Raw genomic sequence first — 17,265 nt, 5'->3', positions numbered from 1 at the left:
GCCGCGACGAATCAGCGAGAACTCAGCACGAACCCGCGGTACCCGGCATCCACGACTTCCTCGCAGCGCTCGATGTATGGCCGGAATCCGCCGAGGTACGGGAGGAACGTCCGCGCCTTGCCCTCGATGTTGGCGCCCATGTACCAGCTCGGCGCCTCAGCGAAGAGGGTCGCTTCGGCCAGCTCCTGCGAGTGCGCCGTCCACGCGGCCGCAGCGTCCGCGCGGGCTTCGGCTGATGTGTACCCCTGGGCGTCGCAGTGCTGGATCAGCCTCAGGGCGAAGTCGCCCTGCTGCTCCGACCCGAGCGCCATATTCGACAGCACGCTCGGGCAGCCCGGGCCGTTGAGTGACAGCAGGTTCGGGAAGCCGGGGATGCCGAAGCCGAGGAAGGTCGACGGTCCGCCGGCCCACTCGTCGCGCAGCAGCCGCCCGTCGCGGCCGCGGATGTCGATCGAGGTGAGCGCCCCCGTCATGGCGTCGAAGCCGGTCGCATAGACGATCGCGTCGAACCGGCGCGCTCCGGACTCCGTGGTGACCCCCTCGGCCGTGATCTTGAGAATGGGCTCGCGACGCAGGTTGACCAGCGTCACGTTCTCCCGGTTGAACGTCTCGTAGTAGCCCGTGTCCGTGCAGATGCGCTTGGTGCCGATCGCGTGGTCCGTCGGTGTGAGGTCGACCAGGACCTGCGGGTCCTTCACCTTCTCGGCGAGCTTTCTCTCGAAGAAGAGGCGTGCCGCCTCGTTGGTCTCGCGGTCGACCATCTGCCCCGGGAACGCCTTGGAGAACAGCACGCCGCCACGCTCCCAGCTCTCCTCGAAGATCGCGTCGCGCTCCTCTTCGGGGGTGTCCTGGTAGCGCGTCGGGTTGCTGCCCCATGGCGAGCCGGCGAGCCCGTTCCAGGACTTCCGGCGACGCTCGGGATATTCGCTCAGCGCGTGCTTCCAGTCCTCATCGGACAGCGTGCGATTGGAGGCCGGGACGGAGTAGTTCGCCGAGCGCTGGTACACGACCACTTCGGCCGCCTCATCGGCGATGAGGGGCAATGACTGTATGCCCGAGGAGCCCGTGCCGATGAGTGCGACGCGCTTGCCGGTGAAGTCCACCTTCTCGTGAGGCCAGGCCGCGGTCATATACACCTCGCCGGCGAAGTCGTCCCGGCCGGGGATGGCGGGCAGATGCGGGGCCGAGAGGCAGCCGCTCGCCATGATCACCCAGCGTGCACGGGCCTCGTCGCCCTCGTGTGTGCGCACGGTCCAGCGCTGCGTGGCCTCGTCCCAGTCGGCTGAGGCGACGCGCCGGCCGAACGTGAAGTGGCGGCGCACGTCGTATCGGTCGGCGACGTGGTTGAGATACGCGAGGATCTCGGGCTGAGCCGCGTAGCGCTCCGTCCACCGCCACTCCTGCTCGAGCTCCGGGTCGAACGAGAATGAGTAGTCGATGCTCTCGACGTCGCAGCGGGCTCCCGGGTAGCGGTTCCAGTACCAGGTGCCTCCCACGTCGCCTGCGGCATCGAAGCCGATGATGCTCAGGCCGGCACGGTCGGCGTGGATGCTGGTGTAGATGCCAGCGAGTCCGGCACCGACGACGATGATGTCGGCGTCGTGGGTCATGAGGACACTCCTTCGTGTGCGAGTTCGGTGGGTGAAGTGGTTGCCGGGTCCGCGGCCCGCGCGGTGGAGAACGTCGCCCGGATGTCGGACCAGAGCAGCTCGCGGGCGGACTCGCCTGGTCCGTATCCGGGCATCGTGAGGAAGCCGTGGAACTGATCGGGGTAGTCGCGCAGGATGACAGGCGTGTCGGCCGCACGCAGCCGTGAGGCGTACTCCCGTCCCTCGTCGGAGAGGACGTCCAGCCCGCCGATGACCACGATCGTGGCGGGGAGGGTCGGAAGGCTGTCTGCGAGCCACGGGGTGTCCTCGCCGGAGGGCGTGCCGCCCGTGAGTGCGGTGTCCCAGTAGTAGCGGATCTGGCGGTGCGTGACGAAGTACCCGGTGGCGCGCGTCCGATGGGACTCCGACGCGCACTCCGGGTCGAGCATGGGATAGGCGATCACCTGTCCGGCGAGGATCCCGACCGGATCCTTTGCGAGCACGAGCGAGGCCTGGGCGGCGGCGGTCGCGCCGGCGCTGTCTCCGGCGAGCAGGACCGTCCCCGTGGGCGAGAGGGCGGCTGCCCACCGCGCCGCGGCGGCGACATCGGCGGCAGCATCCGCGGGCCGGTGCTCCGGCGCCAGCCGGTACTCCACCGACGCGACGGTGGACCCGGTTCCCTTCGCCCAGCGGCGGCAGAAGCTGTCGTGGCTGGCGATCGAGCCGTGGAGGAAACCACCGCCGTGCGCGTAGACAGTCAGGGGCATCCCCGGGTCGCGGTCGTGCGGGTGGTAGATCCGGATGGTCACGTCATGACCGTCGGCGGACAGGACCTGGTCGTCGGTGGCCGCCACGTCTTCGGGGTTCGGGGCGGGACGAACCCGCGCGTCCGCGGCTTCCCGTGCCTCGCGGGGCGACATGGAGGCAAGGTCGGGGAAAGTGGAGTTCAGCAGGTCCAGCATGCGCTGCGTCTCGTCCATGAGATGTCCTTCGATCTATGACTATTAGGTATAGGTCTGTTAGGAATATTGCATGCTGTCTCTAGGAGGTCAAGTGGCGATCCATCCCAAGGGCGGGGAACTGCCCGCGACGGCGCGCGCGGTGCTGGGAATCCTCTCGTTCGGCGAGGAGATGACCGGCTACGACGTCAAGCGCTGGGCGGACCAGAGTCTCGCCTTCTTCTACTGGGCGCCGTCGCAGAGCCAGATCTACTCCGAGCTGCGCAGACTGGAGGAGGCAGGCCTCGCGATTTCGCGCGTGGAGCAGACGCACGAAGCCAAGGCCCGACGCCTTTATGCGATCACCGACGCCGGACAGACCGCGATGGCGGAGTGGGCCGATGATCCTGTTCTCGAGCCCGTGGTGCTGAAGAACCCCGCCGTGCTGCGTCTGTGGGCGGCGCACAACGGCGACCGACGTCGGCTCGTGGCGATGCTCGCCGATCACCGCGACGAATCGCGGCGTCGCGCCGAGAAGGCGGCCGCGCACGGCCGGCGCGCGCAGGAAGTCCCGGCGTGGCACTACGCGGCTCTGTCGTGCGAATGGTCGGCGAAGTACTGGAACGATGAGGCGGACCGCATCGAGTGGATGCGTCAGCGCCTCCTGTGTGAGTTGGAGGAAGAGGCGGGGGGCGTGTGACCATGGCTCACACGCCGTAGCCGCCGTCCACATCGAGCTTCTGGCCCGAGATGAACCCCGCGCGGGGCGAGGCGAGGAAGGCCACCGCTTCGGCGATATCGGCGGACGTGCCGAACCGCCGGAGCGGGATGTTCGCACGGGTGACCTCGAGGGCGCGCTCGTCGAGTTCGCCGGAAGCCATGAGCCGCGCGGACATGCCGTCGTCGAGCATGCCCGGGCCGACGCAGTTCGCTCGCACTCCGTAACGGCCCTCCTCCGCGGCGATGCCCATGACGAGCGCCTCGACTCCGCCCTTCGGAGCCGCGGACAAGCCGTCGCGCACGGGATAGCGGCGCGTCGCCGCCGTGGTCACTGCCACGATCGAGCCTGCAGAGGCGCGCAGCGCGGGAAGTGCTGCGCTCATCACCGTGAATGCGCCGACGAGATCCTGGTGCACCTGATCGGCGAACTGGGCCGGTGTGACCTTTGAGAGGTGGATCATCGGCACGTGGGGGCCGGCCGCGTGGACGAGCGCGTCGAGCCTGCCGTGGCGATCCACGATGTCGGCGATGAGAGCGGATGCCGCGGCCGCGTCCGTGACGTCGAGCCGGTGCGCCTCCGCACCGGCACCGAGCTCCGCGAGGAGCTCGGTCGGCTCGCTGGACCGCCAGGTCACGATGACCGTGGTGCCTTCAGCGGCCAGTCGGCGGGCGATGGCGGCGCCGATGCCGCCCGATCCACCCGTGACGAGTGCGACGTCGATGCTCTGCGGTGTCGTGTTCACAATGTCCTTCCGAGTTCCCAGGCCTGCTGTGTGGCCGCGACGAGCTTGCGGGGCGCGAAGGCGTCGCCGATGACGTGGACGGGCCTTCCGCCCGCGGGGGCACAGCCGAGGTCGTCGACCGCGACCGCTCCGCCGGCGACGACCAGCAGGTCGTACTCCGAAGCAACGTCCACATCGTGATCGCCGCGGTCTCCGCGCACGAGCAGAGTGGCTTCCGCGGTCGTCTGGAGGCGACTCAGGATGGCGAGCTCCACGCCGTTGCGCGTGAGCCGATCGAGGATGAACGGCCGGGTGACGTTCTCCACCAGCGCGCCGAGCCCCGGTGCCGGCGTGGCCAGGGCGACCTGGGCGCCGTCCGTCGCCAGCCGGTCGGCCAGTCCGAGCGGCTCCATCGTCTGGTCGGTCGCGTAGATGAGGATGCGGTGACCCGGCCGACCGGCGTCGAAGGCGTCCCGCGCGGTGAGCCACGGCAGACGGGGCTCCCTCGACAGCCCCGTCTCGGCCCAGTCGGCACCCCGGCTGCCGGTAGCCACGACGATGACATCGGCCCCGATGGCTGCCAGGTCGTCCTGACCCACACGCCTGCTGAGCTCGATCGTCACGCCGAGGAGCTCGAACTGGCGCTCGTAGTAGGCGACCGGCCTGCCCATGTCCTTCAGCCCGGGGATGCGTGCGGCCAGTGCCAGCTGGCCGCCGAGACGGTCCTCGGATTCGAAGAGCCGCACGCGGTGCCCGCGGCCTGCGGCGACGCGTGCGAGCTCCATGCCGGCCATTCCTCCGCCGATCACGGCCACGGCGAGCGAGACGCCGGCGGGGTCGACGCGCTCATGCTCGTGCCCTGCCGAGGGGTTGACGGCGCAGGTGAGCGGACTGGCTGCTCCGCTCATGACCTGCCCCAGGCATCCCTCGTTCACCCCGATGCACGGGCGGATCTCGTCGAAGCGCCCCTCTGCCGCCTTTCGCGACAGCTCGGGGTCGGCGATGTGCGCGCGCGTCATCGCGACCATGTCCGCCTGGCCGGCGGTCAGTATCTCCTCCGCCATGCGGGGATCGACGATTCGGTTCACGCAGAAGACGGGGACGTCGACGACCTCTTTGATCCCCTGCGCGAGATCGACGAACCGCCCCTCGGGGACGTACATCGGAACGATGGAATTGCCGCCCGGGCCGAATCGATGGTTGCGGTAGAAGCTGACGTTCACGAAGTCGACCGGCGCCTGCGCGAGCACCTCCGGCACGATCCGGCGCATGTCGTCGAGGTCGAGGCCGCCGGGCGTGAACTGGTCGCCGCCCACCCGGATGCCCACCGCAAGGTCCGGACCTGCGGCCAGACGCACCGCGCGGATGACGTCGATGAGCATGCGCATGCGCGCCGCTTCGCTTCCGCCGTACTCATCGGAGCGGCGATTGGTCAGCGGCGAGAGGAACTGCTCGATCGGGTAGCCGTGTGCGGCATGGATCTCGATCCCGTCGAGACCAGCCTCTCGGATCCTGCGGGCCGCTGCCGCGAAACCCGCGACCACCTCGTCGATCTCCACGCGGGTCATGCCGTGGGCGCGCATCCCGTTCGGCCGCATCCACGGCGACGCGGTCCAGCCGACCCCCATGTGGTTCAGCTGGGCGACGAGCGCCGCACCCTCGGCGCGCACGGCCGCCCCGATCTCGCGCAGCGGTCCGACGACCTCATCGCGCCACAGTTCGATGAACTTCGTGTCAGGGGTACGCGACGAGGGGTGGACGAGCGAGCCCTCGGTGATGATCAGGCCGACCCCGCCGCGCGCTTTCGCCCGCCAGTATTCGCGATGACGGACAGTAGGCAGGCCGTCGGCGGCGAAGTTCGTCAGGTGGGCGGTCGACACCACGCGGTTGCGCACCCGCATCGGTCCCACATCTATGGGGGTGAAGAGCCGAGTCAGAGCGGGCGTGGTCGCGGTCATCGTGATCAGCTTCCGAAGTGCTCGGCGCGGCTGCTGATCAGCGCGGTCTCCACCCGGCGATGAATCCGCCACCCGTCCGCGGTGCGGCGATACTCCACCCGATACGTCCCACTCGCCGAGCGCGACACCGTGTGATCGGGGCGCAGGCGCGAGATGCCGACGAAGTGAAACGGGACTGTTCCGCTGGCGGTCTCGCTCGAGATCTCGAGGAGAGGGAGCGACGGAAGGTGCACCCCCTGGGTGGACGACGTGAAGTCCGCGCAGAAGGCAGCCAGAGCCTGCCGGCCGCGCACCACCACGGGCGGTCGTTCGCCGACGGCTGTGATCTCGAATGTGCCGTCCGCAGTGAACACGCCGGCCCATCCCGCTGCGTCACCGCAGTCCCAGGTGCTGGCGTAGCGGGCCTCCAGGGTGAGCAGCTCGAGGTGGTCCTGCGTCCGCTGAAGGTCGTGCGTCGTCACGGTCGTCTCCCCGGTGTCGTCAGGGTCGCGCCGGTGCGACCCTGCCCTTCGGGGACGCTAGCACCGAACGATTCATCCACCAAGCAAGCGATTGGTGACTTGACGAAATCGCTGTGCTACAGTCCAAAACTAACGGTTGCTTGGTAGCCCGGCCAAGCCGCGGCATCCGCGTGGTGACCCGCTCCGGCCGTCCACCGGAGCAGCCCCTTCAAAGGAGAAGACTATGAAGTTCGGAAAGTCCCGAGCAGCACGGGCCGCCGGCTTTGCCGTCGCCGCCGTCACCGCACTCGCGCTCTCCGGCTGCGCCGGTGGTGCAGGCGGAGACGGGGGAGATGGCGGGGACGGCGAGAACGCCGAGCCCTACCGTGTACTCGTCCTCGGCGGCATCAGCGCCGAGGGTGCCCTCGGCAACAACGCCAGCACATCCGTGCAGTCTGCTGAGGCGAGCGCCGCAGTCCTGAACGAGGCCGGCGGCATCCTGGGTCGCGAGATCGAGGTGACAGTCGTCGACGACCAGGCCGACCCGACGGTGGCCGTCACCCTCGTGCGAGAGGCGATCAACTCCGACACGCCGCCGGATGCGATCCTCAACTCCGGCCCGTCGACGGTCGCCGACGCGACGCTGCCCATCATCTCGCAGGCGGGCATCCTTTCCTTCAACATCGGCCCGACCTCAGGCTCGGCCGACCCCGCCCAGTTCCCCCTCAACTTCGACCTGTCGGTTTCGGCCGCGGACCAGATCCGCGGTGTCTCGGCCTACTTCAAGGAGCAGGGCTACGAGTCCGTCGGCATCCTCCACGGCTCGAGCTCGTATGGCGAGCTGTACGGCAAGATGTCCGACGAGGTCTTCGCGGCCGATGGGTTCACCATCGTCGGCAACGAGGAGTACGACGTCGCGGCGCTCGACATGACTCCGCAGCTGGAGAAGCTCAAGGCGGAAGACCCCGACGTCCTCATGCTCGACGCCTACGGTGCACCTCTGGGCTATGTGCTGCAGGGCATGGAGAAGCTCGCCTGGGATGTGCCCATCGCGGGAAACACCTCGGTCGCGGCTACGGGCCTCGTCTCCACCGAACCGCCCAGCGGCGTGCTCGGCACCGACCAGGTGAAGAACCTGGTGATGCAGGTCTACAACAGCACCGTGCACCAGGACGACGCGACGCTCGTGAATGAGGCGGTCGACGCGATGCTCGAGCTCGGACCGATCAAGGCGACGCTCATCCTCGCGTACAACTACGACGCGCTGCGCCTCATCAAGGCGGCTGCCGAGCACCTCGACAGCGCCGACGACGCGGCGGCGATCGCGAAGGCGATCGAGGACCCGAAGGTGACGGACGTCGCCGACACCGCGATCCTCGGGCACTACGTATTCTCCAGCACGAGCCACGCGCCCGACGCCGGTGCGGAGGAGTTCGCGATGGTCGTCCCGTCGCCGGTCATCGACGGGCAGTACCACCCGCAGAACTGATCGACGCACAAGAACGCCCCGTCCCGCTCTCGCGGGACGGGGCGTTCTGCGCGCGGCGTCAGGATCGAGTGAGCTCGAGGAAGGTGCCGGACGCGAGACGCTCACGCTCGTCGTCGCCGACCGGCAGCGTGCGCAGGACCTGCACCGACTTCCAGACCTGCGTGAACCGCGGGTCGACGTGGTCCGGCGCCGCGACGTGACCGGGCCGGGTGGGGAGGACGTCGCAGAAGATGTAGTTGGAGCCGAACATCAGCCGGTCGAACCCGATACGACGCAGGAAACGCACCATGTCATCCGCGCTGACTGTCCCGTCGGCGACCTCGTGCAGGCGCAGTGACGTGTCGCCGTAGACGCCCTCGTGGCGGGCAGCGAGCTCCAGCACCTCCTGGTCGAGCGCGCCGCCCAGCTCGCGGTCGTGACCGCAGTGCGCGAAGACGATCCGCAGACCAGGGAACGCCCCCAGAGCGGCGCCGAACGGTGCCGGTTGGCAGTGCGGGCTGTGGCCGCCCGTCTCGGTCAGCACCGGTACGCCGGCCTCGACGCAGTATTCGTACAGCGGGAACAGCAGTGTGTCGTCGCCCGAGATGCCCATGTCGCTAGGCACGATCTTGATGCCCAGCGCGCCCTGGGCGACACGCCTGCGCGCTTCCTCGGCTGCGCCCTCGGCCCCCATCACGACCGGGTTCACACCCGCGAAGAACGTGAAGCGCGCGTCCTCGGCGTGCACGGAGGCGGCCCAGGCGTTGTTGTCCGATGCCCGACGCGCGGCGCGTCGACGCAGTTCTTCCTCCCCGGCCGCGGCATCCGCGGGGTCGTCGGGCAGCGTGTAGCGCCCGTGGCGGAGGTAGCGGCCGCTCCACGTGAACTGGAGCATGTTGACCTCGGAGATGCCGGTGGCCGCCATCATCTCGCGTACCTCGTCGACGGTTCCGAGGTTCGGCGCGCCCGGCTTCACCAGGGCGGGCCCCAGGAAGTAGTCGCGGATCTCGTGCCCGTGCGCGTCGCTGCGCTGCACGTGCGCGTGCATGTCGATGATGCGCAGGTCACTCATCGTTCTCCTCCTTCACAGCGCCCAGCGCCGCCGTCACTGCGTCCGGGGTGCGAGGCGCGCCGAAGGCCGGTCGCGCGGTGGTGTGGAGGATGCCGCCGTCCGAGACCACATGGTGTCCCGTCATGTAGCGCGACAGCTCCGACGCGAGGAACAGGGCGACGCCTGCTGTCTCCGCGGGCTCGCCGAGGTGGCCGAGGGGCGTGACCCGCTCGGCCGTCTGGAAGAACTCGCGCGTGCCGGGAGGGGAGTCCGGGCTCGTGGCGCGATGCCGCGTTCCCGCTGACCAGTGGGTCCCGGGAACGAGGCAGTTGACGCGAATGTCGTACGGCGCCAGCTCCAGCGCCATCGTCTTGGTGAGGTGGATGACGGCGGCGTTCGCCGCACCGTAGCCGGCGAGGTTCGGCGCGGCGGTGATGCCGCTGGACGAGCCGACCGTCACGATCGTGCCGCCCCGGCCGCCGCGGATCATCGACAGTGCCTGCGCTTGGCACGACAGGAGCGTGGAAGTGAGGTTGAGGGCGAGAGGGCGCTGCCACTCCTCCGGGGTGATGTCGAGGAAGGGCTTCATGACGCCCGCCGTGCCACCCGCGAAGTTCACGGCGACGCTGAGTTCACCGAGGGCGTCGACCGTCTCGGCGACGGCGCGCGCGGGCGCCTCCGTCGTGCTCATGTCAGCCGTGATCGCGGCGGCGCGCCGGCCGCGCGAGCGCACCTGCTCGGCGGCGGCCTCGGCGGCCGCGGCATCCACGTCGACGATCGAGACGTCGCATCCGGCGTCGGCGAGCAGGAGGGCGGTGGCGAGCCCCATGCCGTTGCCTCCGCCGGTGACGAGGGCTGTCCGGCCGTCGAGTCCGACGGCGTCGGGGAGCCGGACGTCGCCGGTCACCGGGAGGCTCCCTCAAGCAGCGCCTTGGGAATGGCGCCGGGCGGCGCGAAGGTCAGGTAGTGACCTAGAAAGGTGCTCGCGTCCATGTCCGCGGGCTGCCAGCCGGGCACCAGCTCGCGGCCGTCCACCGTGTGGACGGGGCGGTCGAGCTCCTTCAGCAGCGGCAGGCTGTAGGCGATGCGGCCGGTCAGGACCTTCGGGTCGCCGGTCACGAGGGCGAGGGCTGCCTCCGCCATCGTCTCCTCGGGTTCGGACGGCCAGCCGGGGACGGCCTGGGCGGCGTGCGCCGTCGCGACGCCTCGGTTCGGCGCGAGGGAGTTGACGGCGATGTTGTCCTCGTACAGCTCCATCGCCGCGCCCGTGCTCATGCGATCGATCATCGCCTTCGTGCCTCCGTAGAGCACCGAACCCGCGAGCGGGTGGGGGGCGAACGGCGGGCCGACGCGCGGGCCGGCCTGGCGGGAGGAGATGTTCACGATCCAGCCGGCGCCGCGGCGGCGCATGCCGGGGATGACGGCGGCGGCGAGATCCCACGCATTCCACACGTTCGTCTCGATGGAGTCCTGGAACCATTCGCGGCGCATGTCGGAGAACAGCACGTCGTACCGGCGGGCGGCCGCGGCGTTGTTGACGAGGGCGTCGACAGTGAGGCCGAAGTCCGCTTCGATGCGGGTCACCAGCTCGGCGCGGTCCAGGTCGGGGTCGCCGAGGTCGACGGCGTAGGCCCGCGCCCGTCCGCCGTCGGCGCGGATCAGGTCGACGGTCTCCTCGAGTGAGCCCTCGAGGGCGCCGTCGCCCGACCGGAGAGTGCGGGAGACCGCGGCGACCGCGATGCCCTCCGCTGCGAGGCGACGGGCGAATGCGCGGCCGAGCCCGCGGCTGGCTCCGGTGACGATGGCGAGGCGGGGCGTGGGGTGTGTCATGCGGGGGCTCCGATCCGAGGAAGCGAGGCGAGGTCTGCGCCGAGTTCGGCGCTGAGTGATGCGGCGGTGCCGAGCGAGAACGCCAGCTGGCGTCCCCACAGGAAGTAGCGGTGGATGGGGTACTCGATGTCCGCGCCCAGCCCGCCGTGGAGGTGCTGCGTGGCGTGCACCGCGCGCAGTCCGCCCTTGGACGCCCACCACGCCGAGACGAGCACCGCCGAAGCCGCCGCGGGATCGTCGCGGTCGACGAGCCACGCCGCGCGGCGGGTGGTGACCTTGATGCGCTCGGCGTCCATGTGGGCGTCCGCGGCGCGCTGCGTCACCGCCTGGTTCGTCGACAGCGGCCGGCCGAACTGCTCGCGCTGACTGGTGTACGCGGCCGCGCGCGCGATGGCCTCTTCGCATACACCCACCTGGAGGGCGGCGTAGGCGACGCGCCCGGCAGCGCGTGCCCACCGAACGGGCTCGGCGTCGTCGCCGAGCAGGTCGCCGGCTTCCACCCGGACCTCGTCGAACGACACGCGGGCATGGGCCGCGCGCGACGTGACGGCAACGGATGCGCGGCTGATGCCGTCTCGATCGAGGGGCACGATCGCTGCGCGCACGGCGCCCTCGCCCGTGAACGCGACGAGGATGCCGGCTGCCTGCGTTCCGGCGGGCACCGCCTCGAGCGTCCCGGTGAGGCGCCAGCCGTCGCCGTCGGGTGTGCTGCTCAGCGCCGCGTCGCCCGTGGTCGCGGCGTCGATTCCGCTCGTGAGGAGGACATCGCCGGCAAGCGCCGCCGGCATCCATCGGTCGCGCAGGGCTGCTGTGCCGAAGCGGGACAGCGGCAGGAGCGCCATGCTGACGGAGGCGGCGAGCGGGATGGGGGCGACGTAGCGGCCGTGTCGTTCGAGCACCGCGGTCAGTCCCAGCATGCCGAGGCCGGCTCCACCGTGCTCCTCAGGGATCGCCAAGCCGAGCAGGCCCGTCTCGACGACGGCTGCCCACAGCTCCTCATCGAACCCGCCTCCTTCGTTCTCCACATGCTTGACCCGCTCCACGCCGGCGAGGCCTGCGAACACGTCGTCGGCGAGGGACTGGGCCTCGCGCACGTCCTCCGGATACTCGAAGTCCATCACTGAGCCTTCCTGTCGCTGCGGCGGGGCGCGAGCGTCATGCCGAGGGTCTTCGCGGCGACGAGGTCGCGCATCACCTCGTTCGTCCCGCCTCCGAACGTGTTGTTCTGCGCGCGGCGCGCGAGCGTCTCGATGCGGCCCGCGGCCACCGCACCCTCGCTGTCGGGGCGGAGCAGTCCGGCCACGCCGAGCACCTCCTGCAACATGCCGTAGACCTCGACCACCGTCTCGGTGCCGACCACCTTCGCCGCCGACGAGTCGCCGCCGGTGAGCGTGTTCGCGGAGATGTCGGCGACGAGTCGCAGGTTGATGAGGTCGGAGGCCGACAGCAGCGCGTACGCCTCGCCGAGCGTGGACTGCACCCAGGGGATGTCGGCGACGACGCCGGGGCCGAACGACGTGGTGCGCGCCCACTCGCTTGCGGCATCGAACAGCTCGTTGCCGATGCCGCCACGTGCGGCGAGCGCCACACGCTCGTGGTTGAGCTGATTGGTGATCAGGCTCCAGCCGCCGTTGAGCTCGCCGACGAGGTTCGTGAGCGGCACCCGTACGTTCTCGTAGTAGGTGGCCGACGTGCTGATGCCGCCGACCGTGTGGATCTCGGTGACCGAGAAGCCCGGCGTCGTCGTCGGCACCAGCACGACGCTGATGCCCTTGTGCGCAGGTGCATCGGGGTCGGTGCGCACGGCGAGCCAGATCCAATCGGCGTAGACGCCGGCGCTCGTGAAGATCTTGTTGCCGTTGATGACGAACTCGTCGCCCTCGATGCGGGCGCTCGTGCGCAGCGACGCGAGGTCGGTGCCCGCGCTCGGCTCCGTGTAGCCGATCGCGAACATCAGCTCGCCGGTGAGGATCTTCGGCAGGAAGAACCGCTTCTGCTCCTCAGAGCCGTCGCGCATGAGCGCAGGGGCCACGGTGTTCAGCGACACGAGCGACAGCGGCGCCCCGGCACGGATGACCTCGTCGTAGAACACGTACTGTGCCTCGGGATCGACGCCGCGGCCGCCGTACTCGGTCGGCCAGCCGAGGCCGAGCCACCCGTCGGCGCCCATGCGCCGCAGGATCCGGTCGAACGTCGGGCCCCCCTCGGTCTGGTGCATGAGCTCGCGGCGGTCCTCATCGCTGATGATCTCGGCGAAATAGGCGCGCAGCTCCCGCCGCAGCGCCTTGGACTCGGGAGACAGGTCGGGATGCATGATCAGCCTTCGTGGTCGGCGGCCAGCACGAGCGCGCTGTGCGGAACGGGGGAGCCGCCGGTGACGAGGACGTTGGCGATGTCCTTCGGCGGCTGGTTGACGGACGTGCCGCGGATGAGGCGCACGCCCTCGGCGATGCCGTTGACGCCGTGCAGGTAGCCCTCGCCGAGCTGGCCTCCGTGAGTGTTGACCGGCAGCCGGCCGTCGAGCTCCAGCGCACCCGAGCGGATGAAGTCGGGGGCCTCGCCGCGACCGCACAGCCCGTACTCCTCCAGCTGCAGCAGCACCATCGGCGTGAACGCGTCATAGAGGATCGCGGCGTCGATACCGTCCGGCCCGTGGCCTGCCTGCGACCACAGCTGCCGGGCGACGAGCTCCACCTCCGGCATCCGGTCGATGTGCTCGCGGTAGTAGCTGCTCATCGAGATCTGCTGCGGACCGATGCCCTGGGCGGCTGCGGTGATGACGGCGGGCGGGTGCGGAAGGTCCCGTGCCCGCTCGGCGCTGACGATCACGAGCGCCTGACCGCCGTCGGTCTCCTGGCAGCAGTCGAGCAGGCGCAGCGGGTCGGCGATCATGCGCGATGACTGGTGGTCCTCGAGCGTGATGGGGCGCTCGTAGAACCACGCCTTCGGATTGTTCGCGGCGTGCTTGCGCGAGAGCACCGATACCCGCCCGAAGTCCTCGCTGGTCGCCCCGTACTCGTGCATGTACCTCCGGGCGAGGAGCGCCTCCTGCGATGCCGGTGTGAGCAGCCCATACGGGTTGATCCAGTTGCGGTACTCCTGGTCCGTGTTCTGCGCGTAGGCGAACGGAGGCGGACCGGAGCCGAACCGGTGCCCTGAGCGCTCGTTGAACGCGCGGTACACGACGACCACGTCGGCGACGCCGCTCGCGACGGCCATCGCCGCCTGCTGGACGGGGGCGCACGCGCCGCCGCCGCCGTGAGGGATCCGGCTGAAGAAGGTCAGCTCCGGAATGCCGAGCGCGCGTGCGACGGCGATCTCGGGATTGGTCTCCATCGTGAACAGCGCGAAGCCGTCCACCTCCGCCACGTCGATCTGCGCGTCCTCCAGTGCCGCGAGGGTAGCTTCGCACGCGAGTCGCCACTCGCTGCGGCCGGAGTCCTTCGAGAACTCCGTCGCGCCGATGCCGGCGATCGCGGCCTTTCCGCTGAATCCGCTCATGCGTCCTCTCCGTTTGACAGGGTGATCCGCGCCGTGGCCGTCACATGGATGCCGCGGTCGTGGCTGCCGCGCACCGTCACCGTCGCGGTGTCGCCGCGGAGCTCGGTGATCTCGCCCGTGAAGGCGAGCATGTCGCCCGGGAAGAGCGGCATGCCCAGCCGGAGCGAGACGGAGTGCAGGCGCGCGCCCGGTCCGGCACAGTCGGTCAGATAGCGGTCGACGAGGCCGTTGGTCGTGTTGATGCTCATGAAGATGTCGGATGCCCCGCGACGGCGGGCCGCGTCGGGGTCGTGGTGGACATCCTCGAAGTCCTGGGAGGCGATGGCGCCTGCGACGATGAGCGTGCGATCGATAGGGATGCGCAGTTCCGGCAGGGACGTACCTGCGGTGGCGGTCATGACCGGCCTCCGCTCAGCCGCAGCCGTGGCAGGATCTCGGCGTGGGCGTGCTCGCCGAAGACGATGTCGACGGGCGCGTCGATCCGAAGGGCATCCACGTCGGTGCCCTCCTCGAAGTCCGCGACGAGGCGCGTGCCGGTCTCGAGGTCGACGAGGCCGACGGCGAGCGGGTAGGCCAGCGACCCGTCCTTCGGGTGGTGGACGACGGTCCAGGAGTGGAGGGTGCCGTGCAGGGGAGCGTCGACGGAATCCCATTCGAAGCTGTGGCACTCCGGGCAGGCGGGCGCGGGCGGGTGCCGGAGCGTCTCGCAGGCCGAGCATCGCTGCACAGCGAGGCGCCCTTCCGCTGCGGCCTCGAACCAGAACGCGTTGTCCTGCGTGCGGACCAGGTGGGGGACGGAGGTGGTCATTTCTTCTCCTCGGGGCGGAAGCGGAGCATGCGGAAGCGCTCGGTCGCGAATACCGCGCCGGTGGCGTCCTCGTAGCGCTTGCCGAGTGTCAGGAACCAGCCCTCTCCGAGGGCCGTGCGCTTCGGTCCGGCAACGGCCTCGATCGTGTAGTGGCAGGTGACGCGGTCACCGGGGTGGACCTCGCGCTCGTAGGTCTGCTCGACATCGGTTGCGACCACCGAGGTGTAGCCCTCGGCATCCAGGATCGCCAGGAGCTGCGAGTACGCGTTGTCCTCGGCAGCGCCTTCCGCGCGGAGGCGCTGGATCTCGCGCCAGCGGCGGTACCCGTTCATCACCCAGGTCGAGATCATCGCCGGGGGTGCCACGATGCCGGTTCGACCGGTGGCGCGCGCGGCGTCGGCGTCGACATAGATCGGGTTCCGGTCGTCGAGCGCCTCGGCCCAGTTGCGGATCATCGCGACGTCGACGGGGTAGCGCGAGACGCGCGGCGGCTCGGCGATCTGATCGACGAACGACTGGAGCTCGTCGGGGTCGATCATGCCGGCGCCTTAGCCCAGAGGATGTCGCGCGAGGATTGGGGAAGCGCGTTCTCGCGCCCCGCATCGACGAAGTCCTGGCGGAACGCCGCGCGCTGCGCGTCGTCGAGCAGGACGTAGGGGCTCGTTCGCGAGGCCGCCCACCACACGTCGCCGGCCTCCCACGCGTCCCGGCGGAGGGGAGCCTTGTCAACCTTCCCGTTGGCGGTCGTCGGGGCGACAGACAGCACGCGGACGAACGTCGGCCGCCACTTCGTTCCGAGGTCCGGCTGCTCCGCAAGGAAATCCGCGAACGCCTCGGCGGAGAACTCCGCGCCAGGGTGCAGGACGATCGCCACCATGAGCTGATCGCCGTTGCGGGGGTCGGGGACGGCGTACGCGTGAGCGCCGGAAACCGGGGGGAACCGGGAGATGATGCGCTCCACGGGCGCGGTCCCGAAGTTCTCGCCGTCCACGCGCAGCCAGTCCGAGGAGCGGCCGGCGAACCAGAAGAACCCCCGCTCGTCGCGGTAGGCGAGGTCACCCGTCCAGAAGTCCAGACCGCCGAAGCGGAGGCGCTCGGCCATCGCCTCGGGGTTCTTGTAGTAGCCCTCGAAGCGGGGGCCGGCGCCGATCACGACGATCTCGCCGGTGGCCTCCTCGGCGTTGAGCAGCCGCCCCTGCTCGTCGAACCGCGCGCGCGGGCACTCCGTGTCGTCCTCGGCACGACGGATCTCCGCCGTGAGGCCGGCCACGGGAACGCCCAGCGCTCCGGGAGGGCTGTCAGGCGTGGGCACGATGCGGATGACGCCTTCGCTCGCTCCGTAGCCCTCGCGCACGTCGCAGCCGAACCGGCGCCGGAACTCGACTGCCTCCGCCGGTCCAGCCTCCGAGCCGAACGCCACCTCGAGCCTGTTTTCGGCGTCCTCGGGACGCTCGGGATGAGCGAGGACGTAGCTGAGCACACGGCCCACGTAATTGAAGTAGGTGACGCCGTGCGCGCGGATGTCGCTCGCGAACCGGCTCGCCGAGAACTTGCGCACCATCACGACCGTCGCGCCGACTTCGGCGGCGGTCGCGAGGTTCATCATGATGGCGTGACCGTGGAACAGGGGCAGGCACATGTAGTTGACCGACTCGCGGTGGAGGTCGACGCGGGCGCTCATCGCCTCGGTGAGCCGGCCGAGCCGTCCCTGCGTGCAGATGACGGCCTTCGGTGCCCCGGTGGAGCCCGAGCTGAACAGCAGCAGGTACATGAGACCCGGGCCCGGGATCTCGTCGGGCAGCGGTGTGCCCGCGGCATCCGCGAACATCGCCTTGTACTCCTCCGACTCGACGTCGAGGATGCGGTCGTCCGGCAGCGGGATGACGTCGCGGTCGACCTCCAGATACAGCGGCGTGCTGATGAGCAGGTCGCAGTCCGAGTGACTGATGTCGTGCGCCAGCTCGGCGCCGCGGCGCGTGGGGTTGACGCCTACCGCGACGGAGCCCGAGAGCGCGGCGGCCAGCAGCCAGAACACGAAGTCAGGCACGTTCTGCAGCAGGATGCCGACGTGCACCTGGCTCCGGCCCTCACCGGGCTCGAGCGTCCGCAGGAAGGCGGCGCGCGCGGCAGCCTCGTCGATCACCTCCGCCCATGTCCAGATCCGGCCCTCGAAGCGCAGCCCCTCGTGCATGTCGCCGGCGCGAGATCGCACCACCTCAGCGAATGTCCGCATGTGTCCT

Annotated in this window: 17 protein-coding genes; 2 read left to right on the top strand and 15 right to left on the bottom strand. The window is 70.0% G+C overall.

The window, feature by feature from the left end:
* Positions 1–11: 11 nt before the first annotated feature.
* Positions 12–1,610, bottom strand: a complete 1,599-nt coding sequence (locus MK786_RS12910; RefSeq protein WP_241112649.1) for an NAD(P)/FAD-dependent oxidoreductase — start codon at positions 1,608–1,610, stop codon at positions 12–14.
* A complete protein-coding gene (locus MK786_RS12905; protein ID WP_241112648.1) occupies positions 1,607–2,569 on the bottom strand; it encodes an alpha/beta hydrolase fold domain-containing protein in 963 nt (320 codons plus the stop codon). Before MK786_RS12905 ends, MK786_RS12910 begins: the two co-directional genes overlap by 4 nt.
* 73 nt (positions 2,570–2,642) lie before the next feature.
* Here MK786_RS12905 and MK786_RS12900 point away from each other — a divergent pair, with 73 nt between their 5' ends.
* Positions 2,643–3,227, top strand: coding sequence for a PadR family transcriptional regulator (locus tag MK786_RS12900; RefSeq protein WP_241112647.1), 585 nt, complete (start codon positions 2,643–2,645; stop codon positions 3,225–3,227).
* Between the two features lie 7 nt (positions 3,228–3,234).
* Here MK786_RS12900 and MK786_RS12895 read toward each other — a convergent pair whose 3' ends face one another.
* Genes MK786_RS12895 through MK786_RS12885 form a run of 3 tightly spaced genes read right to left on the bottom strand, consistent with a single transcriptional unit; the run spans position 3,235 to position 6,388 of the window.
* Positions 3,235–3,990: an SDR family NAD(P)-dependent oxidoreductase gene (locus MK786_RS12895; protein ID WP_241112646.1), complete on the bottom strand. Its 756-nt coding sequence runs from the start codon at positions 3,988–3,990 to the stop codon at positions 3,235–3,237.
* On the bottom strand, positions 3,987–5,927 hold the full coding sequence (locus tag MK786_RS12890; protein ID WP_241112645.1) for an FAD-dependent oxidoreductase: 1,941 nt from the start codon (positions 5,925–5,927) through the stop codon (positions 3,987–3,989). Before MK786_RS12890 ends, MK786_RS12895 begins: the two co-directional genes overlap by 4 nt.
* A 5-nt stretch (positions 5,928–5,932) precedes the next feature.
* Complete coding sequence (locus tag MK786_RS12885) at positions 5,933–6,388, bottom strand: nuclear transport factor 2 family protein (RefSeq protein ID WP_241112644.1); 456 nt, start codon at positions 6,386–6,388, stop codon at positions 5,933–5,935.
* A 223-nt stretch (positions 6,389–6,611) separates the two neighbouring features.
* Here MK786_RS12885 and MK786_RS12880 point away from each other — a divergent pair, with 223 nt between their 5' ends.
* Complete coding sequence (locus tag MK786_RS12880) at positions 6,612–7,856, top strand: ABC transporter substrate-binding protein (RefSeq protein WP_241112643.1); 1,245 nt, start codon at positions 6,612–6,614, stop codon at positions 7,854–7,856.
* 58 nt (positions 7,857–7,914) lie between these two features.
* Here MK786_RS12880 and MK786_RS12875 read toward each other — a convergent pair whose 3' ends face one another.
* From MK786_RS12875 to MK786_RS12830, 10 genes are read right to left on the bottom strand one after another with little or no spacing between them, the layout of a single operon-like run.
* Positions 7,915–8,907: an amidohydrolase family protein gene (locus MK786_RS12875; protein ID WP_241112642.1), complete on the bottom strand. Its 993-nt coding sequence runs from the start codon at positions 8,905–8,907 to the stop codon at positions 7,915–7,917.
* A complete protein-coding gene (locus tag MK786_RS12870; protein WP_241112641.1) occupies positions 8,900–9,793 on the bottom strand; it encodes an SDR family NAD(P)-dependent oxidoreductase in 894 nt (297 codons plus the stop codon). Before MK786_RS12870 ends, MK786_RS12875 begins: the two co-directional genes overlap by 8 nt.
* Complete coding sequence (locus tag MK786_RS12865) at positions 9,790–10,716, bottom strand: SDR family NAD(P)-dependent oxidoreductase (protein WP_241112640.1); 927 nt, start codon at positions 10,714–10,716, stop codon at positions 9,790–9,792. Before MK786_RS12865 ends, MK786_RS12870 begins: the two co-directional genes overlap by 4 nt.
* Positions 10,713–11,834: an acyl-CoA dehydrogenase family protein gene (locus MK786_RS12860; RefSeq protein ID WP_241112639.1), complete on the bottom strand. Its 1,122-nt coding sequence runs from the start codon at positions 11,832–11,834 to the stop codon at positions 10,713–10,715. Before MK786_RS12860 ends, MK786_RS12865 begins: the two co-directional genes overlap by 4 nt.
* On the bottom strand, positions 11,834–13,030 hold the full coding sequence (locus MK786_RS12855) for an acyl-CoA dehydrogenase family protein (RefSeq protein ID WP_241112638.1): 1,197 nt from the start codon (positions 13,028–13,030) through the stop codon (positions 11,834–11,836). The genes MK786_RS12860 and MK786_RS12855 overlap by 1 nt, the downstream gene beginning before the upstream one ends.
* Before the next feature lie 2 nt (positions 13,031–13,032).
* Entirely contained in the window at positions 13,033–14,217 is a 1,185-nt protein-coding gene (locus MK786_RS12850; RefSeq protein WP_241112637.1) for a lipid-transfer protein, read from the bottom strand.
* The gene (locus MK786_RS12845; RefSeq protein ID WP_241112636.1) at positions 14,214–14,615 is read right to left on the bottom strand and encodes a MaoC/PaaZ C-terminal domain-containing protein; all 402 of its coding nucleotides are present in this window, start codon (positions 14,613–14,615) and stop codon (positions 14,214–14,216) included. The genes MK786_RS12850 and MK786_RS12845 overlap by 4 nt, the downstream gene beginning before the upstream one ends.
* Positions 14,612–15,025: a Zn-ribbon domain-containing OB-fold protein gene (locus MK786_RS12840; RefSeq protein WP_241112635.1), complete on the bottom strand. Its 414-nt coding sequence runs from the start codon at positions 15,023–15,025 to the stop codon at positions 14,612–14,614. The genes MK786_RS12845 and MK786_RS12840 overlap by 4 nt, the downstream gene beginning before the upstream one ends.
* Entirely contained in the window at positions 15,022–15,564 is a 543-nt protein-coding gene (locus tag MK786_RS12835) for a MaoC family dehydratase N-terminal domain-containing protein (RefSeq protein ID WP_241112634.1), read from the bottom strand. The genes MK786_RS12840 and MK786_RS12835 overlap by 4 nt, the downstream gene beginning before the upstream one ends.
* Positions 15,561–17,258, bottom strand: a complete 1,698-nt coding sequence (locus MK786_RS12830; protein WP_241112633.1) for an AMP-binding protein — start codon at positions 17,256–17,258, stop codon at positions 15,561–15,563. Before MK786_RS12830 ends, MK786_RS12835 begins: the two co-directional genes overlap by 4 nt.
* Positions 17,259–17,265: the final 7 nt, after the last annotated feature.

The organism is Microbacterium sp. CFH 31415 (assembly GCF_022538185.1).
Lineage (GTDB): Bacteria > Actinomycetota > Actinomycetes > Actinomycetales > Microbacteriaceae > Microbacterium.
This window is presented reverse-complemented; position numbering and strand designations above follow the sequence as displayed.

Bases quoted from the DNA above. Each gene is read 5' to 3' on its own strand.
- MK786_RS12910 (WP_241112649.1), bottom strand. From the start codon at position 1,610: ATGACCCACGACGCCGACATCATCGTCGTCGGTGCCGGACTCGCTGGC.
- MK786_RS12905 (WP_241112648.1), bottom strand. From the start codon at position 2,569: ATGGACGAGACGCAGCGCATGCTGGACCTGCTGAACTCCACTTTCCCC.
- MK786_RS12890 (WP_241112645.1), bottom strand. From the start codon at position 5,927: ATGACCGCGACCACGCCCGCTCTGACTCGGCTCTTCACCCCCATAGAT.
- MK786_RS12880 (WP_241112643.1), top strand. From the start codon at position 6,612: ATGAAGTTCGGAAAGTCCCGAGCAGCACGGGCCGCCGGCTTTGCCGTC.
- MK786_RS12875 (WP_241112642.1), bottom strand. From the start codon at position 8,907: ATGAGTGACCTGCGCATCATCGACATGCACGCGCACGTGCAGCGCAGC.
- MK786_RS12865 (WP_241112640.1), bottom strand. From the start codon at position 10,716: ATGACACACCCCACGCCCCGCCTCGCCATCGTCACCGGAGCCAGCCGC.
- MK786_RS12860 (WP_241112639.1), bottom strand. From the start codon at position 11,834: ATGGACTTCGAGTATCCGGAGGACGTGCGCGAGGCCCAGTCCCTCGCC.
- MK786_RS12855 (WP_241112638.1), bottom strand. From the start codon at position 13,030: ATGCATCCCGACCTGTCTCCCGAGTCCAAGGCGCTGCGGCGGGAGCTG.
- MK786_RS12850 (WP_241112637.1), bottom strand. From the start codon at position 14,217: ATGAGCGGATTCAGCGGAAAGGCCGCGATCGCCGGCATCGGCGCGACG.
- MK786_RS12845 (WP_241112636.1), bottom strand. From the start codon at position 14,615: ATGACCGCCACCGCAGGTACGTCCCTGCCGGAACTGCGCATCCCTATC.
- MK786_RS12840 (WP_241112635.1), bottom strand. From the start codon at position 15,025: ATGACCACCTCCGTCCCCCACCTGGTCCGCACGCAGGACAACGCGTTC.
- MK786_RS12835 (WP_241112634.1), bottom strand. From the start codon at position 15,564: ATGATCGACCCCGACGAGCTCCAGTCGTTCGTCGATCAGATCGCCGAG.
- MK786_RS12830 (WP_241112633.1), bottom strand. From the start codon at position 17,258: ATGCGGACATTCGCTGAGGTGGTGCGATCTCGCGCCGGCGACATGCAC.